Here is a 23,657-nt window from a genome sequence, read left to right on the forward strand (position 1 = left end):
TGGCAGCCCGACGCCGTCAGCTCCGCGATCTGCTGCAACGTGGCACCGATGTCCGACGTACGCGTCGTCGTCATCGACTGCACCGACACCGGGGCGTCTCCGCCCACCGCCACGGATCCGACCTGGATCTGCCGGCTCTTCCGGCGCTCGGCGAGCTTGGTCGGAACGGACGGCATGCCGAGTGAAATCGCAGTCATCTGCTGTGCAACCCCAAAGTGTGGATCAAGGTCCGGTCCCGGATCGGCGGGCTCCAAGCCCCGAGATTACGCCACGTGCGTGCACGCCAGCACATCACCGTCCGTAAACCCACCCAAAGGGCGGCGGCCGGGGAGGACATGCTCCCCGGCCGCCGCCAACACCGTATGGCTAGGAGATTTTCACCGGGTTAACCACGTCCGCGACCAGGACGAGCAAGGTGAAGCAGATGAAGATCCCGGCCACCACGTACGCCACCGGCATCAGCTTCGCCACATCGAACGGGCCCGGGTCGGGGCGGCGCAGCACCTTGGCCACGGCCCGGCGCAGCGACTCCCACAGGGCGCCCGCGATGTGCCCGCCATCCAGCGGGAGCAGCGGAAGCATGTTGAACAGGAACAGGGACAGGTTGAAGCCCGCGACGAGCAGCAGCATCATCGCGATCTGCTGGGACGGCGGGATGTCCAGCGTGAACACCTCACCGCCGACGCGGGCCGCGCCGACCACGCCCATCGGGGAGTCCGGCTGGCGCGGGGCGTCACCGAAGGTCGCGTCCCACAGCGCGGGGATCTTGCCCGGCAGGGAGACAAGCGACTCGACGCCGTTCTGCATCATGTCGCCCATGCGCTGCACGGACTGGTCGAGGGACTGCGGGACGATGCCGGTGGCGGGTGTGAAGCCGAGGAAGCCGGCGTAGACGTACTTGCCCTCGACATAGCCGCCGTTGCCGTCCGTCTTGCTCACCTGGTTCTTGATCAGGTGGGTGTGCAGGTCGAGCTGCCGGCCCTTGCGCTCGACGGTGATCGTGACGTCCTTGCCGGGGTTGGCGCGAATGTCGGACTGGAGGGCGGACCAGTCCTTCACCTGCCTGCCGTCGAAGGCGACGATCTTGTCGCCCGGCTTGAGCCCGGCGGCCTGGGCGGGCGTGGCCGGGTCGTTCTTCGCGCACTTCGTGCGGTTCTCGCTCTGCTGGATGACGCAGTCGGAGACCTTGGAGACCGTGGTGGTCTGGGTCTGGACGCCGAAGGTCATCATCACGCCGAGGAAGACCGCGACGGCTAGCACCAGGTTCATGAAGGGGCCCGCGAACATGACGATGACCCGCTTCCACGGCTTGCGCGTGTAGAAGAGACGGTCCTCGTCACCGGGCTGAAGCTCCTCGAAGGACTGCGCCCGGGCGTCCTCGATCATTCCGCGCCACGGCGAGGTGGAACGGGCCTCGATCCGGCCGTCCGGCCCCGGCGGGAACATACCGATCATGCGGATGTAGCCGCCGAGCGGGATGGCCTTGATGCCGTACTCGGTCTCGCCCTTCTTCCGCGACCAGACGGTCGGGCCGAAACCCACCATGTACTGCGGCACGCGGATGCCGAAGAGCTTGGCGGTCGACAGATGCCCCAGCTCGTGCCAGGCGATCGAGATCAGCAGGCCGAGCACGAAGACGACTATGCCGAGGATCATCATCAGGGTCGTCATGCACGAGCCTCCGCGATTGCCGTCTGCGCCGTCAGTTCCCTGGCCCGGGCGCGCGCCCAGGTCTCCGCTTCAAGGACGTCCGCGACGGTGAGGGAAGTTCCCGTACGGGGGGTGCCATGCTCCTCCACGACCCTCGTCACCGTCTCCATGATCCCGAGATAAGGCAGCGTGCCGTTCAGGAACGCGTCGACGCACTCCTCATTGGCCGCATTGAACACCGCCGGGGCCGTGCCCGCGAGCTCTCCCACGTGCCGGGCGAGTCCGACCGACGGGAACGCCTCGTTGTCCAGCGGGAAGAACTCCCAGGTCGAGGCCGTGCTCCAGTCGAAGGCGGGCGCCGCGTCGGGCACTCGCTCGGGCCAGCCGAGTCCGATGGCGATCGGCCCCCGCATGTCGGGGGGCGTCGCCTGGGCCAGTGTCGATCCATCCGTGAACTCCACCATCGAATGGACATACGACTGGGGATGCACGACGACCTCAATGCGGTCGAAGGGAATGTCGTACAGCAGATGGGCTTCGATCACTTCGAGGCCCTTGTTCACCAGGGTCGCCGAGTTGATCGTGATCACCGGGCCCATGGCCCAGGTGGGGTGGGCGAGCGCGTCCTCGGGGGTGACGTGCGCCAGCTCTGCCCTGGTCCGGCCGCGGAACGGGCCGCCGGAGGCGGTGACCACGAGTTTGCGCACGTCCGCACGGGTGCCGCAGGCGAGGGCCTGGAACAGCGCGGCGTGCTCGGAGTCGACCGGGATGATCTGTCCGGGCTTGGCCAGGGCCTTCACCAGCGGGCCGCCGACGATGAGCGACTCCTTGTTGGCGAGCGCGAGGGTGCGGCCCGCCTCCAGGGCGGCGAGGGTGGGTGCGAGGCCGATGGAACCGGTGATGCCGTTCAGGACGGTGTGGCAGTCGGAAGCGGCGAGGTGCGTGGCCGCGCCGGGTCCGGCGAGGATCTCGGGAAGCGGCTCTCCGGGCCCGTACTGGGCGCTCAGGGCCTCCCGAAGGGCCGGTACGACGTCCTCGCGGGCGACCGCGACCGTGCTCACACGCAGCCGGCGGGCCTGCTCGGCGAGCAGTCCGACCCGGCCGCCGTTGGCCAAGAGCCCGGTGACCTTGAACCGGTCGGGGTTGCGCAGCACGAGGTCGATGGCCTGGGTGCCGATCGAGCCGGTGGAGCCGAGGATCACGACGTCCCGTACTCCGTCCACGGGGTCGAAGACGAGATGGGGGTCGGCAAGAGGGGCTGGACTGTCGCTCATCCCTCCATTGTTGCGGTACCGCGCACCCGGGAGGACAGGGTGTCCCCCGAGGGTGGGCCAAGGGCCCGGGACGGCCGGGGGACGGCGCCCGCGGCGGCCCGGCGGCGGGCACCGCCGGGACGGCCGCGGGCGCCGTGCGGGATCAGCTCTTCGGGATCTTCCTGCGCACGTCCTCGCGGGTGGTTTCACCCGGACGGGCGTCCGCGATCCAGGGGCCGTCGCCGGACGGGTCCACGGTCCCCTGCTCCAGCCATGCGTAGGTACCGGTCAGGACGCCCTTGACCACCTTCCGGTCGATGTCGTCGGTGTTGCTCCACAGCCGGCCGAACAGTTCGTCGACCCGGATGCGGGACTGCCGGCAGAAGACGTCGGCGAGCTGGTACGCCTCACGCCCGTGCTGCCCGCTCCTGCGCAGGTGCTCGGCGCGTACACAGGCCGCGCTCATCGCGAACAGCTCGGCGCCGATGTCCACTATCCGGCCGAGGAAGCCCTGCTTGGTCTCCATACGGCCCTGCCAGCGGGACATCGCGTAGAAGGTGGACCGGGCGAGCTTGCGGGCGCTGCGCTCGACGAACCGCAGATGCCCGGAGAGGTCGACCTCCTGGTGGAACTCGCCGTAGGCCCCAGGGATCTGCCCCTGTCCGGCGAGCAGCTTCGGCAGCCACTTGGCGTAGAAGACGCCGGCGTTCGCGCCTGCCCTGGCCTTGTCGGCCAGGGACTTGTCCGGGTCGATCAGGTCACCGGCCACGGACAGGTGGGCGTCCACCGCCTCACGCGCGATCAGCAGGTGCATGATCTCCGTGGAGCCCTCGAAGATGCGGTTGATGCGCAGGTCGCGCAGCATCTGCTCGGCGGGGACCCCCCGCTCGCCGCGGGCCATCAGGGACTCCGCGGTCTCGAAGCCCCGCCCGCCGCGGATCTGGACCAGTTCGTCGGCCATCAGCCAGGCCATCTCCGAGCCGTAGAGCTTGGCGAGGGCGGCCTCGATGCGGATGTCGTTGCGGTTCTCGTCGGCCATCTGCGACGACAGGTCAACCACGGCCTCCAGGGCGAAGGTGGTCGCCGCGATGAACGAGATCTTCGCGCCCACCGCCTCGTGCAGGGCGACCGGCTTACCCCACTGCTCCCGGGTTCCCGACCACTCGCGGGCGATCTTCAGGCACCACTTGCCCGCGCCGACGCACATCGCGGGCAGCGACAGACGGCCGGTGTTCAGCGTGGTCAGCGCGATCTTCAGGCCGGCACCCTCCGGGCCGATGCGGTTGGCGGCCGGGACCCGGACCTGGTGGAAGCGGGTGACGCCGTTCTCCAGGCCGCGCAGGCCCATGAACGCGTTGCGGTTCTCGACGGTGACGCCCTCGGACGCGGCCTCCACGACGAACGCCGTGATACCGCCCTTGTGGCCCTCGGACTTCGGCACCCGCGCCATGACGACGAGCAGGTCGGCGACCACGCCGTTGGTGGTCCACAGCTTCACCCCGTCGAGGACGTAGTCGTCGCCGTCGGGCACGGCCGTGGTGGCCAGGCGGGCCGGGTCCGAGCCGACGTCCGGCTCGGTGAGCAGGAAAGCCGAGATGTCGGTACGGGCGCAGCGCGGCAGGAACGTCTCCTTCTGCTCCTGGGTGCCGAACAGTTTCAGCGGCTGCGGTACTCCGATCGACTGATGCGCGGACAGCAGCGCGCCGATCGCGGCGCTCGCGGTGCCGGCCATGGCGAGTGCCTTGTTGTAGTACACCTGGGTGAGGCCGAGACCGCCGTACTTCGTATCGATCTTCATGCCGAGGGCGCCGAGCTCCTTGAGCCCGTTGATCGTCTCGTCGGGGATGCGCGCCTCACGCTCGATACGGGCGGAGTCGACCTGTGTCTCGCAGAAGTCGCGCAGCTTGGCGAGGAACTCCTCGCCGCGCTGTACGTCCTCCTCGGCGGGCAGCGGGTGGGGGTGGATCAGGTCCAGCCGGAGACGGCCGAGGAAGAGTTCCTTGGCGAAGCTGGGCTTGCGCCAGTCCTGCTCGCGCGCGGCCTCCGCGACCTGGCGGGCTTCACGCTCGGTGACGGTGGGCTTGGGTGTGGGAGCTGTTGGTGCGGACATGAGGCTCACCTCGCCGCGAATCGGGGCTTGTGGGTCGCAGCCCGGGCCTACGTTACTGACCGGTGCTACTCGATCGTTGGTACCCCAATCCGGGGGAGGTCACCAGTCCTCGCGCAGCAGCATGCCCGAGAAACCTCCTCGGCCGGCGTCCACCGCGTACGCCTTGGTGTCAAGTCGGCCGGTGCCGCCGGTCGGCGTGCTGACGGATTCCCGAGGAGAGTCCCGCCCCGACGGCGAGCACACAGGCGGCCAGACCGGCGAAGACAACCGGGTTCACCCAGCTCGGCACCAGCTCGGTACCCTCGCCCTCCGGTGTGACACACTGCGCGCTTACCGGCAGCGTCATCCGCGTCACGACGCGATCGCCGGCCGCGCCGGCAGCCGCACACATCTGGTCCGGGTCCAGGATGTAGAAACCGGACATCACGCCGTACGCGTACGCGCCGAGGGCGGCCGCGCCGGCCATGACCGTCACCAGCGCACACGACCTGACGTCCGGCAGGTGCCACCCGCTGCCCGGCTTCCGGCGACGCGCCCGCACAGCGAGCGCCGCGGCGGCGCCCAGGACCACGAGCGGCGTCACGAACGGCGCGAATGTCAGGACCATGAAGAGGAAAGCCGTCACGCTTGCCGAGACATCGTCCGCGGACCACTGGTTCCGTCACCCGGCTGCCGGCGCGGGCGCCCGCACGTACACCGACGGCCGGAGCCCCCGCACAGTGGGACTGGCCCACCTTGCCTGACCTCGCATTTCCCTGTGACCTGCGCTTCCGCTTCCCGCCTCGGCCCGAACGGGCCCGTCTCAGCCCACCCGACGCCCGATCGAGGGCGGCTCCGTGTTCCCGTGGGAACACGGCACCGGAACACGACTGCGTGACCGGCTCGACCTGCAAGTTCCCCGTAGCGCACCCCGGTCTTGAACAGGGGGACCGGATTGGCCGGGAACCACTCTCGTCCAATCACCATCGGAGCTGATGCCCCGCCGTACGAGCCGTTCAGGCCATATGGCCCCCGCGTGCGTGACGCGCCGCTCCGCCTCATGACCATGCCACCGCGACGCACTGATCGCCACGGGGACGCTTTCGGTCGCCGTCGGGGGGCGTGCTTCCCGGGGTCCGCCCACGGCCGTCGCGCTGCGGTTGCCGCCGCCCCGCCCACCTCGTTAGCTGGAACGAGGGGCGAGGCCCATCGGGCGACGAGGCTCATGGAGCGGCGAGGAGCGGCGATGATCACGCAAGAGCAGATCGAGCGAATCCTGCGGCTGAGAGGCAACGGACTGCCATTGGTGTCCCTGTATGTCCCGGTGAACCCCGGCAGGCCCGACCGCCGAGAATTCGACAGCCGCGTATCGAGCCTGCTGAACCGCATCCAGCCGCTCGCGGAGGACGCTTCGGCCGAGCACGCCGTGCGGCTCTCGCTCCGCGAGGACATCGCGAGGATCGAGAAGACACTGAGTGAGGAGCCCCTCCGGCCGGGAGCCGTCGCGGTCTTCTCCTGCGCCGGCCACGACATCTACGAACAGGTGTGGCTGCCCCGCAGGACGCGCGAGAACATCGTGGTGGACGCCGATCCCTATGTCCGGCCCCTCCTGGGTGTGCTCGACGAGTTCTACCGCACCTGCGCCGTCCTCGTCGACAAGAGCGTGGGCCAGGTCTGGGAGTACTACCTCGACGAGGTCCGCGAGCTCGAGGTGATCCGTGACCGGGTGCTGCGCAAACACGCCTACTCCGACGAGTACGCCGAGTACCGCGTCCGCAACAAGGCGGACGAGCTGAGCAAGAAGCACTACCGGCGGCTGGCCGGCGAGCTCAAGCAACTGTTTGCGAGCGGGGGTTATGACCTGCTCGCCGTCGGCGGTCAGGCGCCCGAGGTGTCGGTCTTCGTCGACTTCCTGCCGGGTGAGCTGACGGACCGCCTCGTCGGGACCTTCACCCTCGACCGGGAGACCGCGACGCCCGAGGACATCCGGCAGAAGGTGCGGGAGCTCGTCACCGACCACGCCGCGGAGGAGCAGCGGCGGCTGGTCGGCGAGATCCTCGAGGCCAAGGCGGCCGGCAGACCTGCCGCCGTCGGGCTCGACGAGACCCTGTGGGCGGCGTCCCTGGCCGCGATCCGGACACTGGCGGTTGACGAGCAGGCCGTCGTACCGGGCTTCGTCTGCGACCGGGACGGGCTGCTGACGCGCTCGGGGAAAACCTGCCCGCTCTGCGGGGAGCCGCTGCGCGAGGTGCCCGACCTGATCGATGAACTGGCCGGGGCCGTCATCGACGACGGGGGCGAGGTGCGGCACGTGGACGCGGAGACGGAACTGCGCACGCAGCGGGCCGGGGCCCTGCTGCGGTTCGAACTCCCCCCGCAACCGACCTCCGCCCAGTGATGGGGCTGACCCTCTTGACTATGCCGCAAATCGGAGCAATCGTGGCAAATAGGACCGGTCAACCGCGACAGGGTTCCTTCACGGAACACCTGTCGGGCACCGGCCAGGTCCCCGGCGATTTCTGAGAGATGCGAAAGTGTTGATCGGGACTTTCCGGGGACCGCCTTTGCATACGGGGGTGCCACCCGGATACGCGTCAAAGGCGCGACGAGCTGATCTTGAAGACCTGGCGGGCATCCGGTCTCACGCGGTGTTGTCGGCTTCCTCGGCGAGGAAGCGGTGGACGGTGGCGACCGAGTCAGGTGCCGGAACTCGTTGAAGGCCTCCGCTGACGTGTCGTCATCGAATCGTTCAGTCTGCCAGTCTCCGCAGCCGCCGACTCTCCACTTCACCTGATAGCTGGTGATCTCGCCGGCCGTGTTTTTCCGCTCGACGACGCTCGCCGTAGGCGGACAGTAGCGGCAGAAACGGCCGGAGCCCCCGCACAGCGGGCTCCGGCCGTCGGCGTGGCGGGTGGGTCAGAGGGCCAGGCCCGTCAGGACCAGGACACGCTCGTAGGTGTAGTCGTCCATCGCGTACTTCACGCCCTCGCGTCCGACACCGGACAGCTTGGCGCCGCCGTACGGCATCTGGTCGGCGCGGTAGGACGGCACGTCGCCGATGACGACGCCGCCGACCTCCAGGGCCCGGTGGGCGCGGAAGGCGACCTGGAGGTCGTGCGTGAACACGCCCGCCTGGAGGCCGTACTTGGAGGCGTTGACGGCGGCGAACGCCTCGGCCTCGCCGTCCACCCTCTGCACGGTGAGGACGGGTCCGAAGACCTCCTCGCAGGAGAGGGTCACCTCGGCCGGCACGTCGGTCAGGACGGTCGGCGCGTACGTGGCGCCGTCCCGCTTGCCGCCGGTCAGCAGCTTCGCGCCCGCCCCCACGGCCTCGTCGACCCACGACTCCACGCGCTTGGCCGCGTCCTCGCTGACCAGCGGGCCGACGTCCGTTGCGTCGTCGGAGGGGTCGCCGGTGACCTGGGCCTCGACGGCGGCGACGATACGCGGCAGCAGCCGGTCGTAGACGGAGGCGTCGGCGATCACGCGCTGCACGGAGATGCAGGACTGGCCGCCCTGGTAGTTGGAGAAGGTGGCGATGCGGTTCGCGGCCCAGTCCAGATCCTCGTCGCTCGCGAAGTCGGCGAGGACGACGGCCGCGCCGTTGCCGCCCAGCTCCAGGGTGCAGTGCTTGCGCGGCACCGAGTCCATGATCGCGTAGCCGACCTTCTCGGAGCCCGTGAAGGAGATGACCGGCAGGCGCTCGTCCTGGACCAGGGCGGGCATCCGGTCGTTGGTGACCGGGAGGATCGACCAGGAACCGGCGGGCAGGCCGGTCTCGGCGAGCAGGTCGCCGAGGATCAGGCCGGACAGCGGGGTGGCGGGGGCCGGCTTGAGGATGATCGGGGCGCCGGCGGCGATCGCGGGGGCGACCTTGTGCGCGCACAGGTTCAGCGGGAAGTTGAACGGCGCGATGCCGAGCACGACGCCCTTGGGGAAGCGGCGGGTCAGCGCGAGGCGGCCCTGGCCGCCCGCGTCGGTGTCCAGGCGCTGGGCCTCGCCGCCGTTGAAGCGGCGGGCCTCCTCTGCCGCGAAGCGGAAGACGGAGAGGGCACGGCCGACCTCGCCCCGGGCCCACTTGATCGGCTTGCCGTTCTCGGCGGAGATCAGCTGCGCGATCTCCTCGCTGCGCTCGGCCAGCCGCTTGGAGACGTGGTCCAGGGCGGCGGCGCGGACGTGGGCCGGGGTCGCGGCGAACTCCTCCCGCACGGCGTACGCGGCGGCCACGGCCTCCTCGACCTGGGCCTCGGTCGGGACGCTGACCTTGGCGACCAGCCGGCCGTCCCACGGGTTGGTGACGTCGAAGGTGGTCTCACCGGTGGCCTGGCGGCCGGCGAGCCAGAAGGCGTGGGTGGAGGTCATGTTCGGGTCCCGGCCCTTCGGAGGTTGGTGTTCCTTGAACTGCGTGGTCCACGGTAGGGCCGGGGCGGCGCAGGGTCGTTTGTCCGGCAAGTAGCAGTGCGGGACGGGGGTAGTACGGGTTGTACAGCCGCAGGCGGGCGCTCGTCACTCCCCCGCCGAAGCCGTCGCCTTGAGGGCCAGCCACAGCTCCATCCGCACGTCCGGGTCGTCCAGCGAGCGTCCCAGGATCTCCTCGACACGTCGCATCCGGTAGCGCAGGGTGTGGCGGTGGACGCCGAGGTCGGCCGCGGCCGCGTCCCACTGGCCGTGCCGTGACAGCCAGGCCCGGAGCGAGGCCACCAGGTCTCCGCGGCCCGTCGCGTCGTGCTCGCGCAGTGCGCGCAGCAGGCCGTCCGCGAAGGCGCGTACCGCGTCGTCCTGGAGCAGCGGCAGGACCGATCCGGCCGCCAGTTCCTCGTGCTCGACCAGTGACCGGCCGCGCCGCCGGGCCACCGACAGGGCCTGTTCGGCCTGCTTGTACGCGGCCGCGGCGGCGATCGGGCCCGCGGGCGCCGAAACCCCCACCACCAGCTCGTCCTCGTCGGCGGCCGGCTGCTCACGCGTGGCGGCCCGTGCCGCCTGCACCGCCAGCGCGTACTCCGTACACGCGGCGACGGCCGCACCGCCGTCCCCGGCCAGCACGACCAGCCGCTCCCCGTCGGGCACGACCAGCACGGACTCCCCGGAGCGCGCGGCGGCGGACTCCACGGTCTCGGCGAGTCCGTCCAGCGGATCGCCGTCCGTCTCGGCCGCTGCGAGCGCCGCAGCGGTCGGCGGCACGGGCGCCACGCGCGCGTGCCCGTCGGCGTGCGCCCGGGACGCGGAGGCGGACGCGGACTCGGCGAGGATCAGCCGGAACGGCGCGTCCAGCAGGTCGCCGTACAGGTCCCCGGCCACCGCCCGGGCGTGGTCGGGCTCGCCGGCCAGCAGCATGCGCAGCACGGCCGTGCCGATCCGCTGCTCGGCGGCGTGCAGCGACCGGGACCGCTCGGTGGTCAGGGTCAGCAGGGCGATGGCGGAGTGGACCGCGTACCGCTCGGCGGTGCCCAGAGCGGCGGCCGTGCCCACGGCGAGCGCGGCACGCGGGCGCCGGCCCGTCCCCAGGGAGTGCAGCTCGACGCGGTCCTCGCCGCTCGGCCCGCCGATCACGGAACTCGCCGGCGCGGGCCGCTCCCGCAGCCGTTCCACCTCGGCCGTCAGCCGTGCGGCCCGCCGGGCCGCCCACTCGGGTGCGGCCGCGACGACGGCTCCGGACGCGTCGTAGAGCGCGGCCCAGCCGTCGACCTGCTGGGCGAGCGCGGCGAGGAGCCCCTCGGGGCCGTCGCTCAGAGCCTGTCTGGTCAGCTCCCGCTGGGCGGCGAACCCCGCGGTCACGGCCCGGTACTGGTCGGCGGCGATGGCCGCCGAGACGGCCTTGCTGATGGCGAGGAAGGGCGTGCGCCGGGGCACCTCGAGGAGCGGCAGCCCCTCCTCGCGCGCCGCGTCCACAAGCGCCTCGGGGATCTCGTCGTAGTTGACGCCGACGGCGAACCCGAGTCCGACGACACCGGCGCCGACCAGCCGCTTCACATAGCGCTGCATGGCCTCCGGGTCCTCGGCGTCCAGCTTCAGCGCCGTGATCAGCAGCAGCTCCCCGCCCTCCATGTAGGGCACGGGGTCGGCCAGTTCGCTGACGTGCGCCCAGCGGACGGGTACGTCGAGGCGGTCCTCGCCCGCGCGCACGGTCAGCTTGAGCGCGGAGTGGTGGACGAGCGAGGCGAGCGTGGGGGGCATGGGGCCTTCGGTCTGCACGGACGGGAGTCTGGGGATCCGTGACCGGGTCCTTCACGGAACCCGCAAGGGTCGCGGACGGTGTGAGCGGGGTGGTGCTTTGGCCGCCGCGTATGAACGGCATATGTCGATTCTGCCTCACCGTACGGTGGTGCCGGGCCCATATAACCGGACCACCTGCCCGGGATTTCCGGACACCCCGCCCGAGGACTCAGCCGCGCAGGTTCACCAGGAGCGGGGGCGCGTGCTCACCCTGCACGTTCGTCAGGGACAGCACCGCGTGCCCCGGGGGCACGGCGTGCGCCAGCTCCGACGCGGACCACCGTTCACGCTCGACCTGGCGGACGGTCACGGCGCGCGCGGTCGGCGCATGGCCGGTGATCACCCGGCGCAGCATGTGCAGGGCCTTTCCCGCCGGGGTCTCCGCGATGATCTGCCGGTCGGTGACGTCCCGGGCCTCGATCCACTCCTTGCCCCACACCTCGGCGAAGTCCTGCCCGTCCCAGGGGGTGAGTCCGGACAGCGCCATCCGGCATCCGGTGGCGCCGAGCAGCGGCCCGCGCAGCGGCCGGGGCACGTCGTCGAGGGTGCGCAGGGTGAGGACGGCCCCGGCGTGCGCGGACCGCAGCCGCTGGATGCCGCGCACGGCTTCCGGGGTCACCACACCGGTCGCGTCGTCGAGCACCAGGCACGCGAACAACGATCGGTCCTCGCGCGCCGCGACGCTCGCCGTGAACTGGGCGAGGACCAGTCGCGCGAGGATGCGCGAGGCGTCGGCGTGGCCGCGCTCGGGCAGGTCGACGCGGACCCGCACCGGGTGGTCGAGGGCGCGCAGCGAGAAGGGCCGGGACTGCCCGGAGGTGTCGAAGAAGGACGCGAAGGCGGGCCGGTCGAGCAGTGCGACCCGGTCGGCGAGGACGCCACCCACGTCATCGGGGTGACGCGACTGCCGCTCCCGGGCGTCGAGCTCCCGCAGCAGCGAGTCCTGCCCGGAGTCCACCAGCGCCTTGCGCAGCGCCGCGAGAGGACCGGGCGTGCCGTCGAGGAGCTGCCGCAGCTCGGGCACCGAGGGGAAGCGGCCGTGGACGGCCCGGTACGGCCCGAGGAGCTGGGCGAGCACGGTGGCGGAGCGGCGGCTGTCGCCGCCGGGCCGGGGATCGGCGAGGTCGCCCGCGAGGGCCTCGGCGAGCACGGCCGCCGCCTCGTCCGGGTCGGTGGTCCCGCCGTACAGGTCCAGGTCGAACTCCGACTCGGGATGGCCGATGCGGACGACGACGTCGTAGGCGTCCTCCGGGCCGAGTCCGGCACCGGCCGCACCGACGACGACCACGGCGGCCCGCCCGGCGAGGGCGTGCAGGCACAGCGACTCGGCGAGCGGCCGGACCACCGATCCGGTCTTGCCGGAGCCGGCGGGCCCGACCGCGACCAGGGAGGTGCCGAGCAGGTCGGGGCCGAGGCCGAGGCCGGTGCCGCGGTAGCCGTAGGGGTTGCGCGGGTCGTCGACCGTGGTGCCGAGCCGCACCTGCCCGGCGATCAGGTCGTGCCGGGCGAGCCGGGTGGGCAGGTCACGCTCCCCGGAAGGGTGCGGACAGGCGGCGGCGCCGTCGGTGAGGACGGTGCCGGTGAACGTGGCCAGGCCGTGCCGGCCGTTCAGCACGCCCTGCCAGGCGCGTGCGATCCGGGCGTGGTCGACGTCCCGCATGAGCCCGGCGCGCGCCTCGGCGGCGAGCCGGTCGGCGGCGTCGTGGGCGCCCGCGGCCCTCAGCTGGTTCCACTGGGCGGGGTCCTCCTCGGGGGCCGGCGGGGCCTGCTCGGGCTCGCGGCGCTTCAGGCGGGGCGCCAGGAAGCGGCGCCACACCTCGCCCCAGCGGCCGAGGCGGCCCACCGCCAGCATGATGCCGACCACGACGAGCAGGTCGTAGCCGTCCCAGAGGACGAGGTTGAAGATGTCGCCGTGGTCGCCGCTCTGGCGCCAGGAGTCCGGTGTCAGCAGGAACAGGGGCAGGATCCACCAGTCGCCGAGGTAGCCGTTGGACAGCAGGGACCACAGCAGCCAGCCGACCAGGAAGGCGATCAGCGCGCCGCTCAGCAGCTGCCGGGCCGGGATCTGCTCGGGCTCCTGGTCCGGACGGGGCCGGTGCCCGAAGCGCCAGACGCCCGGTGCCGCCGCGGGGCGCGGCGCTCGTACCCAGGTGAGGAAGGCGCTGCCGTCCGGCAGCGGGGGCACCCCCGGCGCTACCGAGGGCATCGGCGGCACCGCGGAGCGTTCCGGCGGCCCCGCCGGACGCGGCACGGGAGTGGCCCGTGTGCCCCGCGCGTCCTGCGTCCCGTCGCTGTCCATCGCCGTTGCCCCCTGACCAGCCGCTCCGTCCACCGTCAGCGAGTCAATCTAACGCGCCCCACGGGGAGTTCACCGCACGCGGCGCCGGGCCCGTGGTGAAGCGTCCCGCTCCGCTATGTCCACCGCGGACAAGCAGCCGCGCGCAAGACACCCACATGGAGCATGCCCACCCCCCACGACCGCATCTAGCCTGCGAGAAAAGAAGGCAAGCGTCCGAAAAGCACCCCCGCCGGAGCCCACCCCCACCGGACCACCGGTGCACCGGAACCCTCCGGTTCGGTTCGCATGATCATCAGGGAGCCCCCATGACCGCACTTCCGCAGGAGCGCCGCGTCGTCACCGCCATCCCCGGCCCGAAGTCGCAGGAGCTGCAGGCCCGCCGTACCGCCGTGGTCGCGCAGGGCGTGGGCTCCGTGCTGCCGGTCTTCACCGCGCGCGCGGGCGGCGGGATCATCGAGGACGTCGACGGCAACCGTCTGATCGACTTCGGCTCCGGTATCGCCGTGACCTCGGTCGGCGCCTCCGCCGAGGCCGTCGTACGCCGCGCCTCCGCCCAGCTCGCGGACTTCACCCACACCTGTTTCATGGTCACCCCCTACGAGGGCTATGTGGCCGTCGCCGAGGCGCTGGCCGAGCTCACGCCGGGTGACCACGCCAAGAAGTCCGCGCTGTTCAACTCGGGTGCCGAGGCCGTCGAGAACGCCGTCAAGATCGCCCGCGTCTACACCAAGCGCCAGGCGGTCGTCGTATTCGACCACGGCTACCACGGCCGTACGAACCTGACGATGGCGCTGACGGCCAAGAACATGCCGTACAAGCACGGCTTCGGCCCGTTCGCGCCGGAGGTCTACCGCGTGCCGGTGGCCTACGGCTACCGCTGGCCGACCGGCCCGGAGAACGCGGGCCCGGAGGCCGCCGCGCAGGCCATCGACCAGATCACCAAGCAGGTCGGCGCGGACAACGTGGCCGCGATCATCATCGAGCCGGTGCTCGGCGAGGGTGGCTTCATCGAGCCGGCCAAGGGCTTCCTGCCCGCGATCCGCCGGTTCGCGGCGGACAACGGCATCGTCTTCGTCGCCGACGAGATCCAGTCCGGCTTCTGCCGCACCGGCCAGTGGTTCGCCTGCGAGGACGAGGGCATCGTCCCGGACCTGATCACCACCGCCAAGGGCATCGCCGGCGGTCTGCCCCTGGCCGCCGTGACCGGTCGCGCCGAGATCATGGACGCCGCGCACGCCGGCGGCCTGGGCGGCACCTACGGCGGCAACCCGGTCGCCTGCGCCGGTGCGCTCGGCGCGATCGAGACGATGAAGGAGCTCGACCTCAACGCCCGCGCGAAGGAGATCGAGGCGACCATGAAGGCCCGCCTCACGGCGATGGCCGAGAAGTTCGACGTGATCGGCGACGTCCGCGGCCGCGGCGCGATGGTCGCGATCGAGCTGGTCAAGGACCGTGCCACCAAGGAGCCGAACCCGGAGGCGACCTCCGCGCTCGCCAAGGCCTGCCACCAGGAGGGCCTGCTGGTCCTGACCTGTGGCACCTACGGCAACGTGGTGCGCTTCCTGCCGCCGCTCGTCATCGGCCAGGACCTGCTGAACGAGGGCCTGGACATCATCGAGCAGGCGTTCGCGCGCATCTGACTGCGCCGCCGGGGCACCGGCGGTCAGAGGGTGTGAAGAAGGTGTGGGAGGTGGATGGCGGGACGCGAATCCGGCTGTCGGAGCGGATTTTCCTGCCGTAGGTTTCTCAGGAGATGAGAGAAACACCCCGCCCACAGGGGACTGTGGGCGGGCACCGGGCCGCGGCCTCCCCAGCTTCGACCCGGTCGTGCCCTCGCGCACACCCCGGAGCCTCCAGCTCCGGATCTCCTCACGATCGGACAGCCGCACGCCCCAAACCCCCCGGGGCGGGCGGCACCCCGATCCGGACGGCCGTCTCGGAACCACCCCCCCGGTTCCGTGGCGGCCGACCTGCGTTTCGCGACGAGAACCCGCCCGCACCCCGGGCGGTCCGTGCCTGCGAAGCTGTGCCCGTGCCGATCCCCGAAGCGCAGGAACCCGCACGCATGCCGCACCCGTCCGACGGCGGGCCGCGTGTTCCGGCGCGGCCGGCCCTCGTGATGGCGGCGGCGGGCCTGTTCTTTCTCCTGATCACCTGGCAGGTCGTGGCCCATGGGCCGCTCGCGCGGGTGGACGAGCGGATCGACGGGGCCGTCGTGCGTCCGGACCGCATCTCGGGACTGCTGGCGGACCTGGGGAACATCGCGGTCGCCGTGCCCGTCCTGGCGGTCGCCCTCGGGTATGCGACCCTGCGTGCCCGGCGCGCGGGGACGCACCGGTGGTGGCTGCCGGCCGTCGCCGCGGCCGGCCTCATGGCGGTCCTGCCGGCGCTGATCGTCCCGCTGAAGGAGGCGATCGCCCGTCCGGGCCCGCCGGTCATGGGACCGGCGACGGGCTTCTACCCCTCAGGGCACACCGCCACGGCCGCGCTCGCCTACGGGGCGGCGGCCCTGGTGCTGTGGCCGTGGCTGACCACCCAGTACGCCCGTCGCGGGCTCCTCGCGGTCTGCGCGGCGCTCCAACTCGGCGTCGCCTTCGGCCTGGTCCGCCATGGGTACCACTGGCCCCTGGACGTGGTGGGCAGTTGGAGCCTGTGCGCGGTGCTGCTCTGCGCGCTGCGGCTCCTCCTCGGCCTCCTGCCGGGCGCCGGCCGACGGTTCCTCATCACCGGCCCGGGGCGTCTTCGTCGCCGATCTGGGCGCTAACGCTCCGCGCCCGCTCCCGCGCCGATATGGAAGGGTCCGGCGGTAAGCCCGCCCGCCGGCCCCGGGTTCAGCTGTCGAAGCCCAGCCCCAGCCGGTCCATCGTTCTCAGCCACAGGTTGCGCCGTCCGTCGTGGGCGTCGGCCCGGGCCAGCGACCACTTGGTGAGTGCGACGCCCGTCCAGGCGAAGGGTTCCGGCGGGAAGGGCAGCGGCTTCTTGCGGACCATCTCCAGCTCGGTCCGTTCGGTGCGCTCCCCCGCCAGCAGGTCCAGCATCACCTCCGCGCCGAAGCGGGTGGCACCGACACCGAGCCCCGTGTAACCGGCCGCGTAGGCCACCTTGCCGTGATGGGCCGTCCCGAAGAACGCCGAGAAGCGCGAGCAGGTGTCGATCGCGCCGCCCCACGCGTGGGTGAAGCGGATGCCCTCCAGCTGCGGGAAGCAGGTGAAGAAGTGCCCCGCAAGCTTGGCGTACGTCTCGGGACGGTCGTCGTACTCGGCGCGGACCCGGCCGCCGTACGGGTAGATCGCGTCGTATCCGCCCCACAGGATTCGGTTGTCGGCCGAGAGCCGGAAGTAGTGGAACTGGTTCGCGGAGTCCCCGAGTCCCTGGCGGTTCCTCCAGCCGACCGACGCCAGCTGCTCGTCGGTGAGCGGCTCGGTCATCAGCGCGTAGTCGTAGACCGGGATGGTGTACGAGCGCACGCGCCGCACCAGGTTGGGGAAGATGTTCGTGCCGAGGGCGACCCGGCGCGCACGGACCTGCCCGTACGGGGTGTGTACGGCCATGCCCGCGCCGTACGGCCGCAGGCTGAGCGCGGGCGTGTGCTCGTAGACCCGCACGCCCAGCCGGAGGCAGGCGCGCTTGAGGCCCCAGGCGAGCTTGGCCGGATGCAGCATGGCCACGCCCCGGCGGTCGTACAGCCCGGCGAGGAAGGTCGGCGAGCCGACCTGCTCCCGTACCGCCTCCGCGTCCAGGAACTCGGTGCCCCCGGCGAGGCCCCGGCGCTCCATCTCGTCGTACCAGTCACGCAGTTCCGACGCCTGGTACGTCTCGGTGGCGACGTCGATCTCGCCGGTGCGCTCGAATTCGCAGTCGAGGTCGTGGCGGGCGACCGCCTTCTCGATCTCGTCCAGGTTGCGGGCGCCCAGCTCCTCGAGCTTGTGGATCTCGTCCGGCCAGCGGGCGAGCCCGTTGGCCAGGCCGTGGGTGAGGGAGGCGGCGCAGAAGCCGCCGTTGCGGCCGGAGGCGGCCCAGCCCGCCTCGCGGCCCTCCACCAGCACCACCTCGCGCTGCGGGTCGCGCTCCTTGGCGATGAGCGCGGTCCACAGTCCGCTGTAGCCGCCGCCGACGACCAGCAGGTCGCAGGTCTCGGTGCCGGTGAGGGCGGACTCGGGGTGGGGCTTGCCGGGGTCTTCCAGCCAGTACGGGACCGGCTGTGCTTCGGAAAGAGACTTGGTCCAACGGGTCATGGCGCTTGGGGCCATGATTTCAACTCCCTACCAGTGCATTACACGGGCGCTTTACGCCTTCTGGCGGTTGCGGCGATCGCCGATGGCCATGGAGACCAGGACGAACAGTACGGCGACGATGAACATGGCCGTACCGATGACATTGATCTGAACGGGCGTTCCGCGCTGAGCCGAGCCCCAGACGAACATGGGGAAGGTGACGGTCGAGCCCGCGTTGAAATTGGTGATGATGAAATCGTCGAAGGAGAGCGCGAAGGCGAGCAGCGCGCCCGCGGCGATTCCGGGGGCCGCGATGGGCAGAGTGACCCGCAGGAAGGTCTGCGCCGGACCTGCGTAGAGGTCCTGGGCCGCCTGCTCCAGGCGCGGGTCCATCGACATCACGCGCGCCTTGACCGCGGTGACGACGAAGCTGAGGCAGAACATGATGTGCGCGATCAGGATCGTCCAGAAGCCCAGCTCCGCGCCCATGTTGAGGAAGAGGGTGAGCAGCGAGGCCGCCATGACGACCTCGGGCATGGCCATCGGCAGGAAGATCAGCGAGTTGACGGCGCCGCGTGCGCGGAAGCGGTAGCGCACCAGCGCGAACGAGATCATCGTGCCGAGAACGGTGGCGCCGAGCGTCGCCCACACCGCGATCTGGAGGCTGACCGACAGCGAGCCGCACATGTCGGCGACACCGCACGGGTCCTTCCAGGCGTCCGTGGAGAACCGCTGCCATTCGTAGTTGAAGCGCCCCTTCGGTTTGTTGAAGGAGAACACCGTGACGACGACGTTCGGCAGCAGGAGATATCCGAGCGTCAGCAGTCCCGCGAGGACGACGAGATTGCGCTTGAGCCAGTGTACGAAGGCCATTTAAACCAGATCCTCCGTCCCGGACCGGCGAATGTAGAGCGTGACCATGATGAGGATCGCGGCCATGAGGATGAAGGAGAGCGCCGCGGCCGTCGGATAGTCCAGGATCCGCAGGAACTGCGTCTGGATGACGTTTCCGACCATGCGGGTGTCCGTGGAGCCGAGCAGATCGGCGTTCACGTAGTCGCCGGCCGCCGGGATGAAGGTCAGCAGCGTGCCGGAGACCACGCCCGGCATCGAGAGCGGGAAGGTGACCTTCCGGAAGGTCGTGAAGGGCTTGGCGTACAGGTCGCCCGCCGCCTCGTGGAGACGTCCGTCGATGCGCTCCAGGGAGGTGTACAACGGCAGGATCATGAAGGGCAGGAAGTTGTACGTCAGACCGCACACCACCGCGAGCGGGGTGGCGAGGACGCGGTCGCCCTGGGTCCAGCCGAGCCAGTTGGTGACGTCGAGGACGTGCAGGGTGTTCAGGGCGCCGACGACCGGCCCCGAATCCGCGAGGATCGTCTTCCAGGCGAGGGTGCGGATCAGGAAGCTGGTGAAGAACGGGGCGATCACCAGGACCATGATGAGATTGCGCCAGCGGCCCGCGCGGAAGGCGATGAGGTACGCGAGCGGATAGCCGAGCAGCAGACACAGCAGGGTCGCGGCGGCCGCGTAGAGGACCGAACGGACGAACTGCGGCCAGTACTCGCCGAGCGCGTCCCAGTAGGTGGCGAAGTGCCAGGTGACCTTGTAACCATGCTCCAGGGAACCCGTCTGCACGGACGTGGACGCCTGGTAGATCATCGGCAGCGCGAAGAAGACGACCAGCCAGAGGATGCCGGGCAGCAGCAGCCAGTACGGCGTGAGGCGGCCCCGTCTGCGCGGGGGCTTCTTCGCGGGGGTGGTGGGCGCAAGCGGTGGGGGCGCCTCGGTGACAGCGCTCATCAGGCGGCGTCCTCCTCGACACTCTCCACACCCGCGTCGATGTCCTGGGCCGCGTCCAGGCCGAAGGTGTGGGCCGGATTCCAGTGCAGGACCACCTCGGCGCCCGGCACGAGACGGACGTCGCGGTCGATGTTCTGGGCGTAGACCTCGAACTCGGGGCAGACGGGGCTCTCGATGACGTACTGCGTGGAGACCCCGATGAAACTGGAGTCGACGATCCTGCCGGTGATGCGATTGCGGCCGTCGGGGATCTCGCCCGCGTCGTCGGCGTGGGTGAGGGATATCTTCTCCGGGCGGACACCGACCAGCACCTTGCCGCCCGTCGTCGTCGGCGCCGAACAGCGCGCCCTGGGGAGCGACAGCTTGCCGCCGCCCGCCCTGAGGACGATGTCCTCGCCGCTCCGGGAGTCGACCTCGGCCTCGATGAGGTTGGAGGTGCCGAGGAAGTTGGCGACGAACGTGGTCTGCGGGTTCTCGTAGAGGTCGGTGGGCGAGCCGAGCTGTTCGACGCGGCCCGCGTTCATCACGGCGACCGTGTCGGCCATGGTCATGGCCTCCTCCTGGTCGTGCGTGACATGGATGAAGGTGATGCCGACCTCGGTCTGGATGCGCTTGAGCTCCAGCTGCATCTGCCGGCGCAGCTTCAGGTCCAGGGCGCCGAGGGGCTCGTCGAGGAGGAGCACTCTGGGGTGGTTGATCAGCGCGCGGGCCACGGCCACGCGCTGCTGCTGGCCGCCGGAGAGCTGGTGCGGCTTCTTGCGGGCCTGCTCGCCGAGCTGCACCAGGTCGAGCATCTCCTCGACCTGCTTCTTCACCGACTTGATGCCGCGCCGGCGCAGGCCGAAGGCGACGTTCTCGAAGATGTCGAGGTGCGGGAAGAGGGCGTAGGACTGGAAGACCGTGTTCACCGGCCGCTTGTACGGCGGCAGATGCGTCACGTCCTGCTCGCCGAGGCGCACGGCGCCCGTCGTGGGCTCCTCCAGGCCGGCGATCATGCGCAGGGTGGTGGTCTTGCCGCAGCCGGAGGCGCCGAGCAGGGCGAAGAAGGAGCCCTGGGGCACGGTCAGGTCCAGCGGGTGTACGGCCGTGAAGGCACCGTAGGTCTTGCCGATACCGGAGAGGCGGACGTCGCCGCTGTTTTCTGTCGTCATCTTCGTCACGCCCCTGTGAGCTTCGCGAACTTCTCTTCGTAGGCCGTCTCTTCCCTCTGCGTCAGCGAGCGGAAGGCGTGTGACTTCGCGGCCATGGCCTTGTCGGGAAGGATCAGCGGATTGTCCGCCGCGCCCTTGTCGATCTTCTCCAGATAGGGCTTCACCCCGTCGACGGGACTGACGTAGTTGACGTAGGCGGCGAGCGCGGCGGCCTGCTCGGGCTCGTAGTAGAAGTCGATCAGCCGCTCGGCGTTCGCCTTGTGACGCGCCTTGTTGGGGATCAGCATGTTGTCGGTCGACGTCATGTAGCCGCTGTCCGGGATGACGAAGTCGACGTCCGGGCTGTCCGCCTTGAGCTGGACGATGTCACCGCCCCAGGCCACACAGGCGGCCAGGTCGCCCTTGGTGAGGTCGGAGGTGTAGTCGTTGCCGGTGAAGCGGCGGATCTGGCCCTTGTCGACGGCCTTCTGGATCCGGGCTATCACCGCGTCGAAGTCGTCGTCGGTGAACTTCGCCGGGTCCTTGCCCATGTCGAGCAGGGTCATGCCGATGCTGTCGCGCATCTCCGACAGGAAGCCCACGCGGCCCTTGAGCCTGGGGTTGTCGAGCAGGTCGGACACCGACTTCACCTCGATGCCGTCCAGCGCCTTCTTGTTGAAGGCGACGACGGTCGAGATGGCCTGCCAGGGGTAGGAGTACGCGCGCCCCGGATCCCAGTCGGGGCTGCGGAACTGCGCCGACAGGTTGGCGTAGGCGTGCGGCAGGTTGGAGGGGTCCAGCTTCTGCGCCCAGCCCAGCCTGATCACCCGGGCGGCCAGCCAGTCCGTGAGGACGATGATGTCCCGGCCGGTGTCCTGGCCGGCCGCGAGCTGCGGCTTGATCTTGCCGAAGAACTCGTTGTTGTCGTTGATGTCCTCGGTGTACTTGACCTGGATGCCGGTCCGCCGGGCGAACGTCTCCAGCGTCGGGTGGTGCTTGCCGCTGTCGTCGACGTCGATGTACTCGGGCCAGTTGGAGAAGTTGACGACCTTCTCCTTGGCCGAGTGGTCCTGGGCCGCGGTGCCGCCCTGGGTCTGACCGGCCGCGGGGATCCCGCAGGCGCTCAGCGCTCCGAGACCGCCGACCGCGAGCGCGCCGCCCGCGGAGGCGCGCAGCAGCGAACGGCGGGTGAGGGAAGCCCTGCCGTTGCGGAAACTGCGCCGCATGGCGGCCACTTGGGCCGGGGAGGGGCGGTCGGGCTCGTACTGCTCCATGCGCGTGGTGCCCTTTCGGGAGGGTGGGCCGTGGTCGACGGCCGTACGGTCTATCGGTCCCCGAAGATCGTGCGGTGCCAGTCCTTGCGGGCCACCGCGGTGTTGTCGAACATTACGTGCTTGATCTGCGTGTACTCCTCGAACGAGTACGCGGACATGTCCTTGCCGAAGCCGGACGCCCGGTATCCGCCGTGGGGCATCTCACTGATGATCGGGATGTGGTCGTTGACCCAGACGCAGCCGGCCCTGATCTCGCGGGTGGCGCGGTTCGCCCGGTAGACGTCCCGGCTCCAGGCGGAGGCGGCGAGGCCGTAGGGGGTGTCGTTGGCAAGCCGGATGCCGTCGTCGTCGGAGTCGAAGGGCAGTACGACCAGGACCGGGCCGAAGATCTCGGACTGGACGACCTCGCTGTCCTGCGCGGCGCCGGCGATCAGGGTGGGCCGGTAGTAGGCGCCCTTGGCGAGGTCGCCCCCCGGTGCTTCGCCGCCGGTGACCACGCGCGCGTAGGAGCGCGCCCGGTCCACGAAGGCGGCCACCCGGTCCCGCTGGACGTGCGAGATCAGCGGGCCGAGGTCGGTGCCGGGGGCGAACGGGTCGCCGAGCCGGACGCTCTCCATGAGGGCGGCCGTCCGGGAGACGAACTCCTCGTAGAGGGGCCTTTGCACATACGCGCGCGTGGCGGCCGTGCAGTCCTGGCCGGTGTTGATGAGCGCGCCCGCGACGGCGCCGTGCACGGCGGCCTCCAGGTCGGCGTCGTCGAAGACGACGAAGGGCGCCTTGCCGCCCAATTCCAGGTGGAGCCGCTTGACGGTGGCGGTGGCGATCTCGGCGACCCGCCTGCCGACGCCGGTGGACCCGGTGAACGAGGTCATGGCCACGTCCGGGTGGCCGACGAGATGCTCCCCGGCCTCCTTGCCGGTGCCGGTGACGACGTTGACCACTCCGTCCGGGATCCCGGCCTCCGTGGCCGCCCGGGCGAACAGCAACGAGGTGAACGGGGTCAGTTCGGCGGGCTTCAGCACGATGGTGTTGCCCGCGGCGATCGCCGGGAGGATCTTCCAGGCGGCCATCTGGAGGGGGTAGTTCCAGGGGGCGATGGAGCCGACGACACCGATGGCCTCGCGACGGACGTAGGAGGTGTGGTCGCCGGAGTACTCACCGGCCGACTGCCCCTGGAGGTGCCGGGCGGCACCGGCGAAGAACGCGGTGTTGTCGACGGTGCCCGGCACGTCGAACTCACGGGTCAGCTTCAGGGGCTTGCCGCACTGGAGGGACTCGAAGCGGGCGAAATCCTCGGCCTGGTCGGCGAGTACGGCGGCGAAGCGGTGCAGCGCGTCGGAGCGCTCGCCCGGAGTCGCGCCGGACCACTCGGGGAAGGCGGCGCGCGCGGCGGCCACGGCGCGGTCGACGTCCTCGGCACCGGCCAGTTCGTACGTGTACACCTCGTCGCCCGTCGACGGGTCGACCACCGCGTACGTACGGCCCGAAGTGCCCTTGGCCGGTCGGCCCGCGATGTATTGAGCACCGTCCGCGAAACGTGCCCGTACGTCCTCCCGCGCGCTGCGGCGGGTGTCGGCGCCGTCGGCGTTGCCCGGGTTGTGCATGTCGCTCTCCTCCGCCGCCGGCCCGCGTACGCGCGGGGGCTGGCGTAGCTCCGGCTCGATTTGAGTGCCGATCCTGACAGAGGGAGTGGACTCCAACAAGTGATTCCGTTGTTGCCTTTTGGTTACGC

At 70.7% G+C, this 23,657-nt stretch carries 17 protein-coding genes; 3 read left to right on the forward strand and 14 right to left on the reverse strand.

Annotation, left to right across the window (positions count from 1 at the left end):
* The 5 genes from ABZ876_RS37905 to ABZ876_RS37925 form a co-directional block, all read right to left on the reverse strand.
* On the reverse strand, positions 1 to 197 hold a 197-nt coding region (locus ABZ876_RS37905), incomplete at its 3' end, for a flavodoxin-dependent (E)-4-hydroxy-3-methylbut-2-enyl-diphosphate synthase (RefSeq protein ID WP_359074581.1).
* 169 nt (positions 198 to 366) lie between these two features.
* Positions 367 to 1,671, reverse strand: coding sequence for a site-2 protease family protein (locus tag ABZ876_RS37910; RefSeq protein ID WP_361790574.1), 1,305 nt, complete (start codon positions 1,669 to 1,671; stop codon positions 367 to 369).
* The gene (gene dxr, locus ABZ876_RS37915; protein ID WP_361790577.1) at positions 1,668 to 2,924 is read right to left on the reverse strand and encodes a 1-deoxy-D-xylulose-5-phosphate reductoisomerase; all 1,257 of its coding nucleotides are present in this window, start codon (positions 2,922 to 2,924) and stop codon (positions 1,668 to 1,670) included. Before dxr ends, ABZ876_RS37910 begins: the two co-directional genes overlap by 4 nt.
* A gap of 142 nt (positions 2,925 to 3,066) precedes the next feature.
* Positions 3,067 to 5,013: an acyl-CoA dehydrogenase family protein gene (locus tag ABZ876_RS37920; protein ID WP_361790580.1), complete on the reverse strand. Its 1,947-nt coding sequence runs from the start codon at positions 5,011 to 5,013 to the stop codon at positions 3,067 to 3,069.
* Between the two features lie 169 nt (positions 5,014 to 5,182).
* The gene (locus tag ABZ876_RS37925) at positions 5,183 to 5,638 is read right to left on the reverse strand and encodes a hypothetical protein (protein WP_361790583.1); all 456 of its coding nucleotides are present in this window, start codon (positions 5,636 to 5,638) and stop codon (positions 5,183 to 5,185) included.
* A gap of 600 nt (positions 5,639 to 6,238) precedes the next feature.
* On the opposite strand from ABZ876_RS37925, the gene ABZ876_RS37930 reads away from it, so the two are divergent.
* The gene (locus ABZ876_RS37930) at positions 6,239 to 7,390 is read left to right on the forward strand and encodes a hypothetical protein (protein ID WP_361790586.1); all 1,152 of its coding nucleotides are present in this window, start codon (positions 6,239 to 6,241) and stop codon (positions 7,388 to 7,390) included.
* A 518-nt stretch (positions 7,391 to 7,908) separates the two neighbouring features.
* Here ABZ876_RS37930 and ABZ876_RS37935 read toward each other — a convergent pair.
* The 3 genes from ABZ876_RS37935 to ABZ876_RS37945 all read right to left on the reverse strand — a co-directional run bounded on the left by ABZ876_RS37935 (position 7,909) and on the right by ABZ876_RS37945 (position 13,504).
* A complete protein-coding gene (locus ABZ876_RS37935) occupies positions 7,909 to 9,354 on the reverse strand; it encodes an aldehyde dehydrogenase family protein (protein ID WP_361790589.1) in 1,446 nt (481 codons plus the stop codon).
* 144 nt (positions 9,355 to 9,498) lie between these two features.
* On the reverse strand, positions 9,499 to 11,166 hold the full coding sequence (locus tag ABZ876_RS37940; protein ID WP_361790655.1) for a PucR family transcriptional regulator: 1,668 nt from the start codon (positions 11,164 to 11,166) through the stop codon (positions 9,499 to 9,501).
* Positions 11,167 to 11,374: 208 nt separating this feature from the next.
* Positions 11,375 to 13,504, reverse strand: a complete 2,130-nt coding sequence (locus ABZ876_RS37945; protein WP_361790592.1) for an ATP-binding protein — start codon at positions 13,502 to 13,504, stop codon at positions 11,375 to 11,377.
* 305 nt (positions 13,505 to 13,809) lie between these two features.
* Between ABZ876_RS37945 and gabT the strand changes: the two genes are divergently transcribed.
* Positions 13,810 to 15,144 (forward strand): 4-aminobutyrate--2-oxoglutarate transaminase, encoded by a 1,335-nt coding sequence (gene gabT, locus ABZ876_RS37950; protein ID WP_361790595.1) that lies wholly within the window; start codon positions 13,810 to 13,812, stop codon positions 15,142 to 15,144.
* A gap of 392 nt (positions 15,145 to 15,536) precedes the next feature.
* The gene (locus ABZ876_RS37955) at positions 15,537 to 16,268 is read left to right on the forward strand and encodes a phosphatase PAP2 family protein (RefSeq protein WP_361790598.1); all 732 of its coding nucleotides are present in this window, start codon (positions 15,537 to 15,539) and stop codon (positions 16,266 to 16,268) included.
* A 67-nt stretch (positions 16,269 to 16,335) separates the two neighbouring features.
* On the opposite strand, the gene ABZ876_RS37960 is transcribed toward ABZ876_RS37955, so the two are convergent.
* The 6 genes from ABZ876_RS37960 to ABZ876_RS37985 are packed head-to-tail and all read right to left on the reverse strand — an operon-like array spanning position 16,336 to position 23,529.
* The gene (locus ABZ876_RS37960; RefSeq protein WP_361790601.1) at positions 16,336 to 17,754 is read right to left on the reverse strand and encodes an FAD-dependent oxidoreductase; all 1,419 of its coding nucleotides are present in this window, start codon (positions 17,752 to 17,754) and stop codon (positions 16,336 to 16,338) included.
* A gap of 36 nt (positions 17,755 to 17,790) precedes the next feature.
* Positions 17,791 to 18,591 carry an ABC transporter permease gene (locus tag ABZ876_RS37965; RefSeq protein WP_361790604.1) on the reverse strand — a complete coding sequence of 267 codons (801 nt, stop codon included), beginning with the start codon at positions 18,589 to 18,591 and terminating at the stop codon, positions 17,791 to 17,793.
* Positions 18,592 to 19,521, reverse strand: coding sequence for an ABC transporter permease (locus ABZ876_RS37970; RefSeq protein ID WP_361790607.1), 930 nt, complete (start codon positions 19,519 to 19,521; stop codon positions 18,592 to 18,594).
* Positions 19,521 to 20,672: an ABC transporter ATP-binding protein gene (locus ABZ876_RS37975; protein ID WP_361790610.1), complete on the reverse strand. Its 1,152-nt coding sequence runs from the start codon at positions 20,670 to 20,672 to the stop codon at positions 19,521 to 19,523. Before ABZ876_RS37975 ends, ABZ876_RS37970 begins: the two co-directional genes overlap by 1 nt.
* 5 nt (positions 20,673 to 20,677) lie before the next feature.
* Complete coding sequence (locus ABZ876_RS37980) at positions 20,678 to 21,925, reverse strand: spermidine/putrescine ABC transporter substrate-binding protein (protein ID WP_361790613.1); 1,248 nt, start codon at positions 21,923 to 21,925, stop codon at positions 20,678 to 20,680.
* Between the two features lie 50 nt (positions 21,926 to 21,975).
* Positions 21,976 to 23,529 (reverse strand): gamma-aminobutyraldehyde dehydrogenase, encoded by a 1,554-nt coding sequence (locus tag ABZ876_RS37985; RefSeq protein ID WP_361790616.1) that lies wholly within the window; start codon positions 23,527 to 23,529, stop codon positions 21,976 to 21,978.
* Between the last annotated feature and the right edge of the window lie 128 nt (positions 23,530 to 23,657).

Origin of the sequence: Streptomyces sp. NPDC046931 (assembly GCF_040644655.1) — a bacterium.
Taxonomy (GTDB): domain Bacteria; phylum Actinomycetota; class Actinomycetes; order Streptomycetales; family Streptomycetaceae; genus Streptomyces.

Excerpts from the sequence above, each read along its gene's own strand:
- ABZ876_RS37920 (WP_361790580.1), bottom strand. The coding sequence starts at position 5,013 with ATGTCCGCACCAACAGCTCCCACACCCAAGCCCACCGTCACCGAGCGT.
- ABZ876_RS37935 (WP_361790589.1), bottom strand. The coding sequence starts at position 9,354 with ATGACCTCCACCCACGCCTTCTGGCTCGCCGGCCGCCAGGCCACCGGT.
- ABZ876_RS37965 (WP_361790604.1), bottom strand. The coding sequence starts at position 18,591 with ATGGCCTTCGTACACTGGCTCAAGCGCAATCTCGTCGTCCTCGCGGGA.
- ABZ876_RS37945 (WP_361790592.1), bottom strand. The coding sequence starts at position 13,504 with ATGGACAGCGACGGGACGCAGGACGCGCGGGGCACACGGGCCACTCCC.
- ABZ876_RS37960 (WP_361790601.1), bottom strand. The coding sequence starts at position 17,754 with ATGGCCCCAAGCGCCATGACCCGTTGGACCAAGTCTCTTTCCGAAGCA.
- gabT (WP_361790595.1), top strand. The coding sequence starts at position 13,810 with ATGACCGCACTTCCGCAGGAGCGCCGCGTCGTCACCGCCATCCCCGGC.
- ABZ876_RS37980 (WP_361790613.1), bottom strand. The coding sequence starts at position 21,925 with ATGGAGCAGTACGAGCCCGACCGCCCCTCCCCGGCCCAAGTGGCCGCC.
- ABZ876_RS37940 (WP_361790655.1), bottom strand. The coding sequence starts at position 11,166 with ATGCCCCCCACGCTCGCCTCGCTCGTCCACCACTCCGCGCTCAAGCTG.
- ABZ876_RS37985 (WP_361790616.1), bottom strand. The coding sequence starts at position 23,529 with ATGCACAACCCGGGCAACGCCGACGGCGCCGACACCCGCCGCAGCGCG.
- ABZ876_RS37930 (WP_361790586.1), top strand. The coding sequence starts at position 6,239 with ATGATCACGCAAGAGCAGATCGAGCGAATCCTGCGGCTGAGAGGCAAC.
- ABZ876_RS37970 (WP_361790607.1), bottom strand. The coding sequence starts at position 19,521 with ATGAGCGCTGTCACCGAGGCGCCCCCACCGCTTGCGCCCACCACCCCC.
- dxr (WP_361790577.1), bottom strand. The coding sequence starts at position 2,924 with ATGAGCGACAGTCCAGCCCCTCTTGCCGACCCCCATCTCGTCTTCGAC.
- ABZ876_RS37910 (WP_361790574.1), bottom strand. The coding sequence starts at position 1,671 with ATGACGACCCTGATGATGATCCTCGGCATAGTCGTCTTCGTGCTCGGC.
- ABZ876_RS37975 (WP_361790610.1), bottom strand. The coding sequence starts at position 20,672 with ATGACGACAGAAAACAGCGGCGACGTCCGCCTCTCCGGTATCGGCAAG.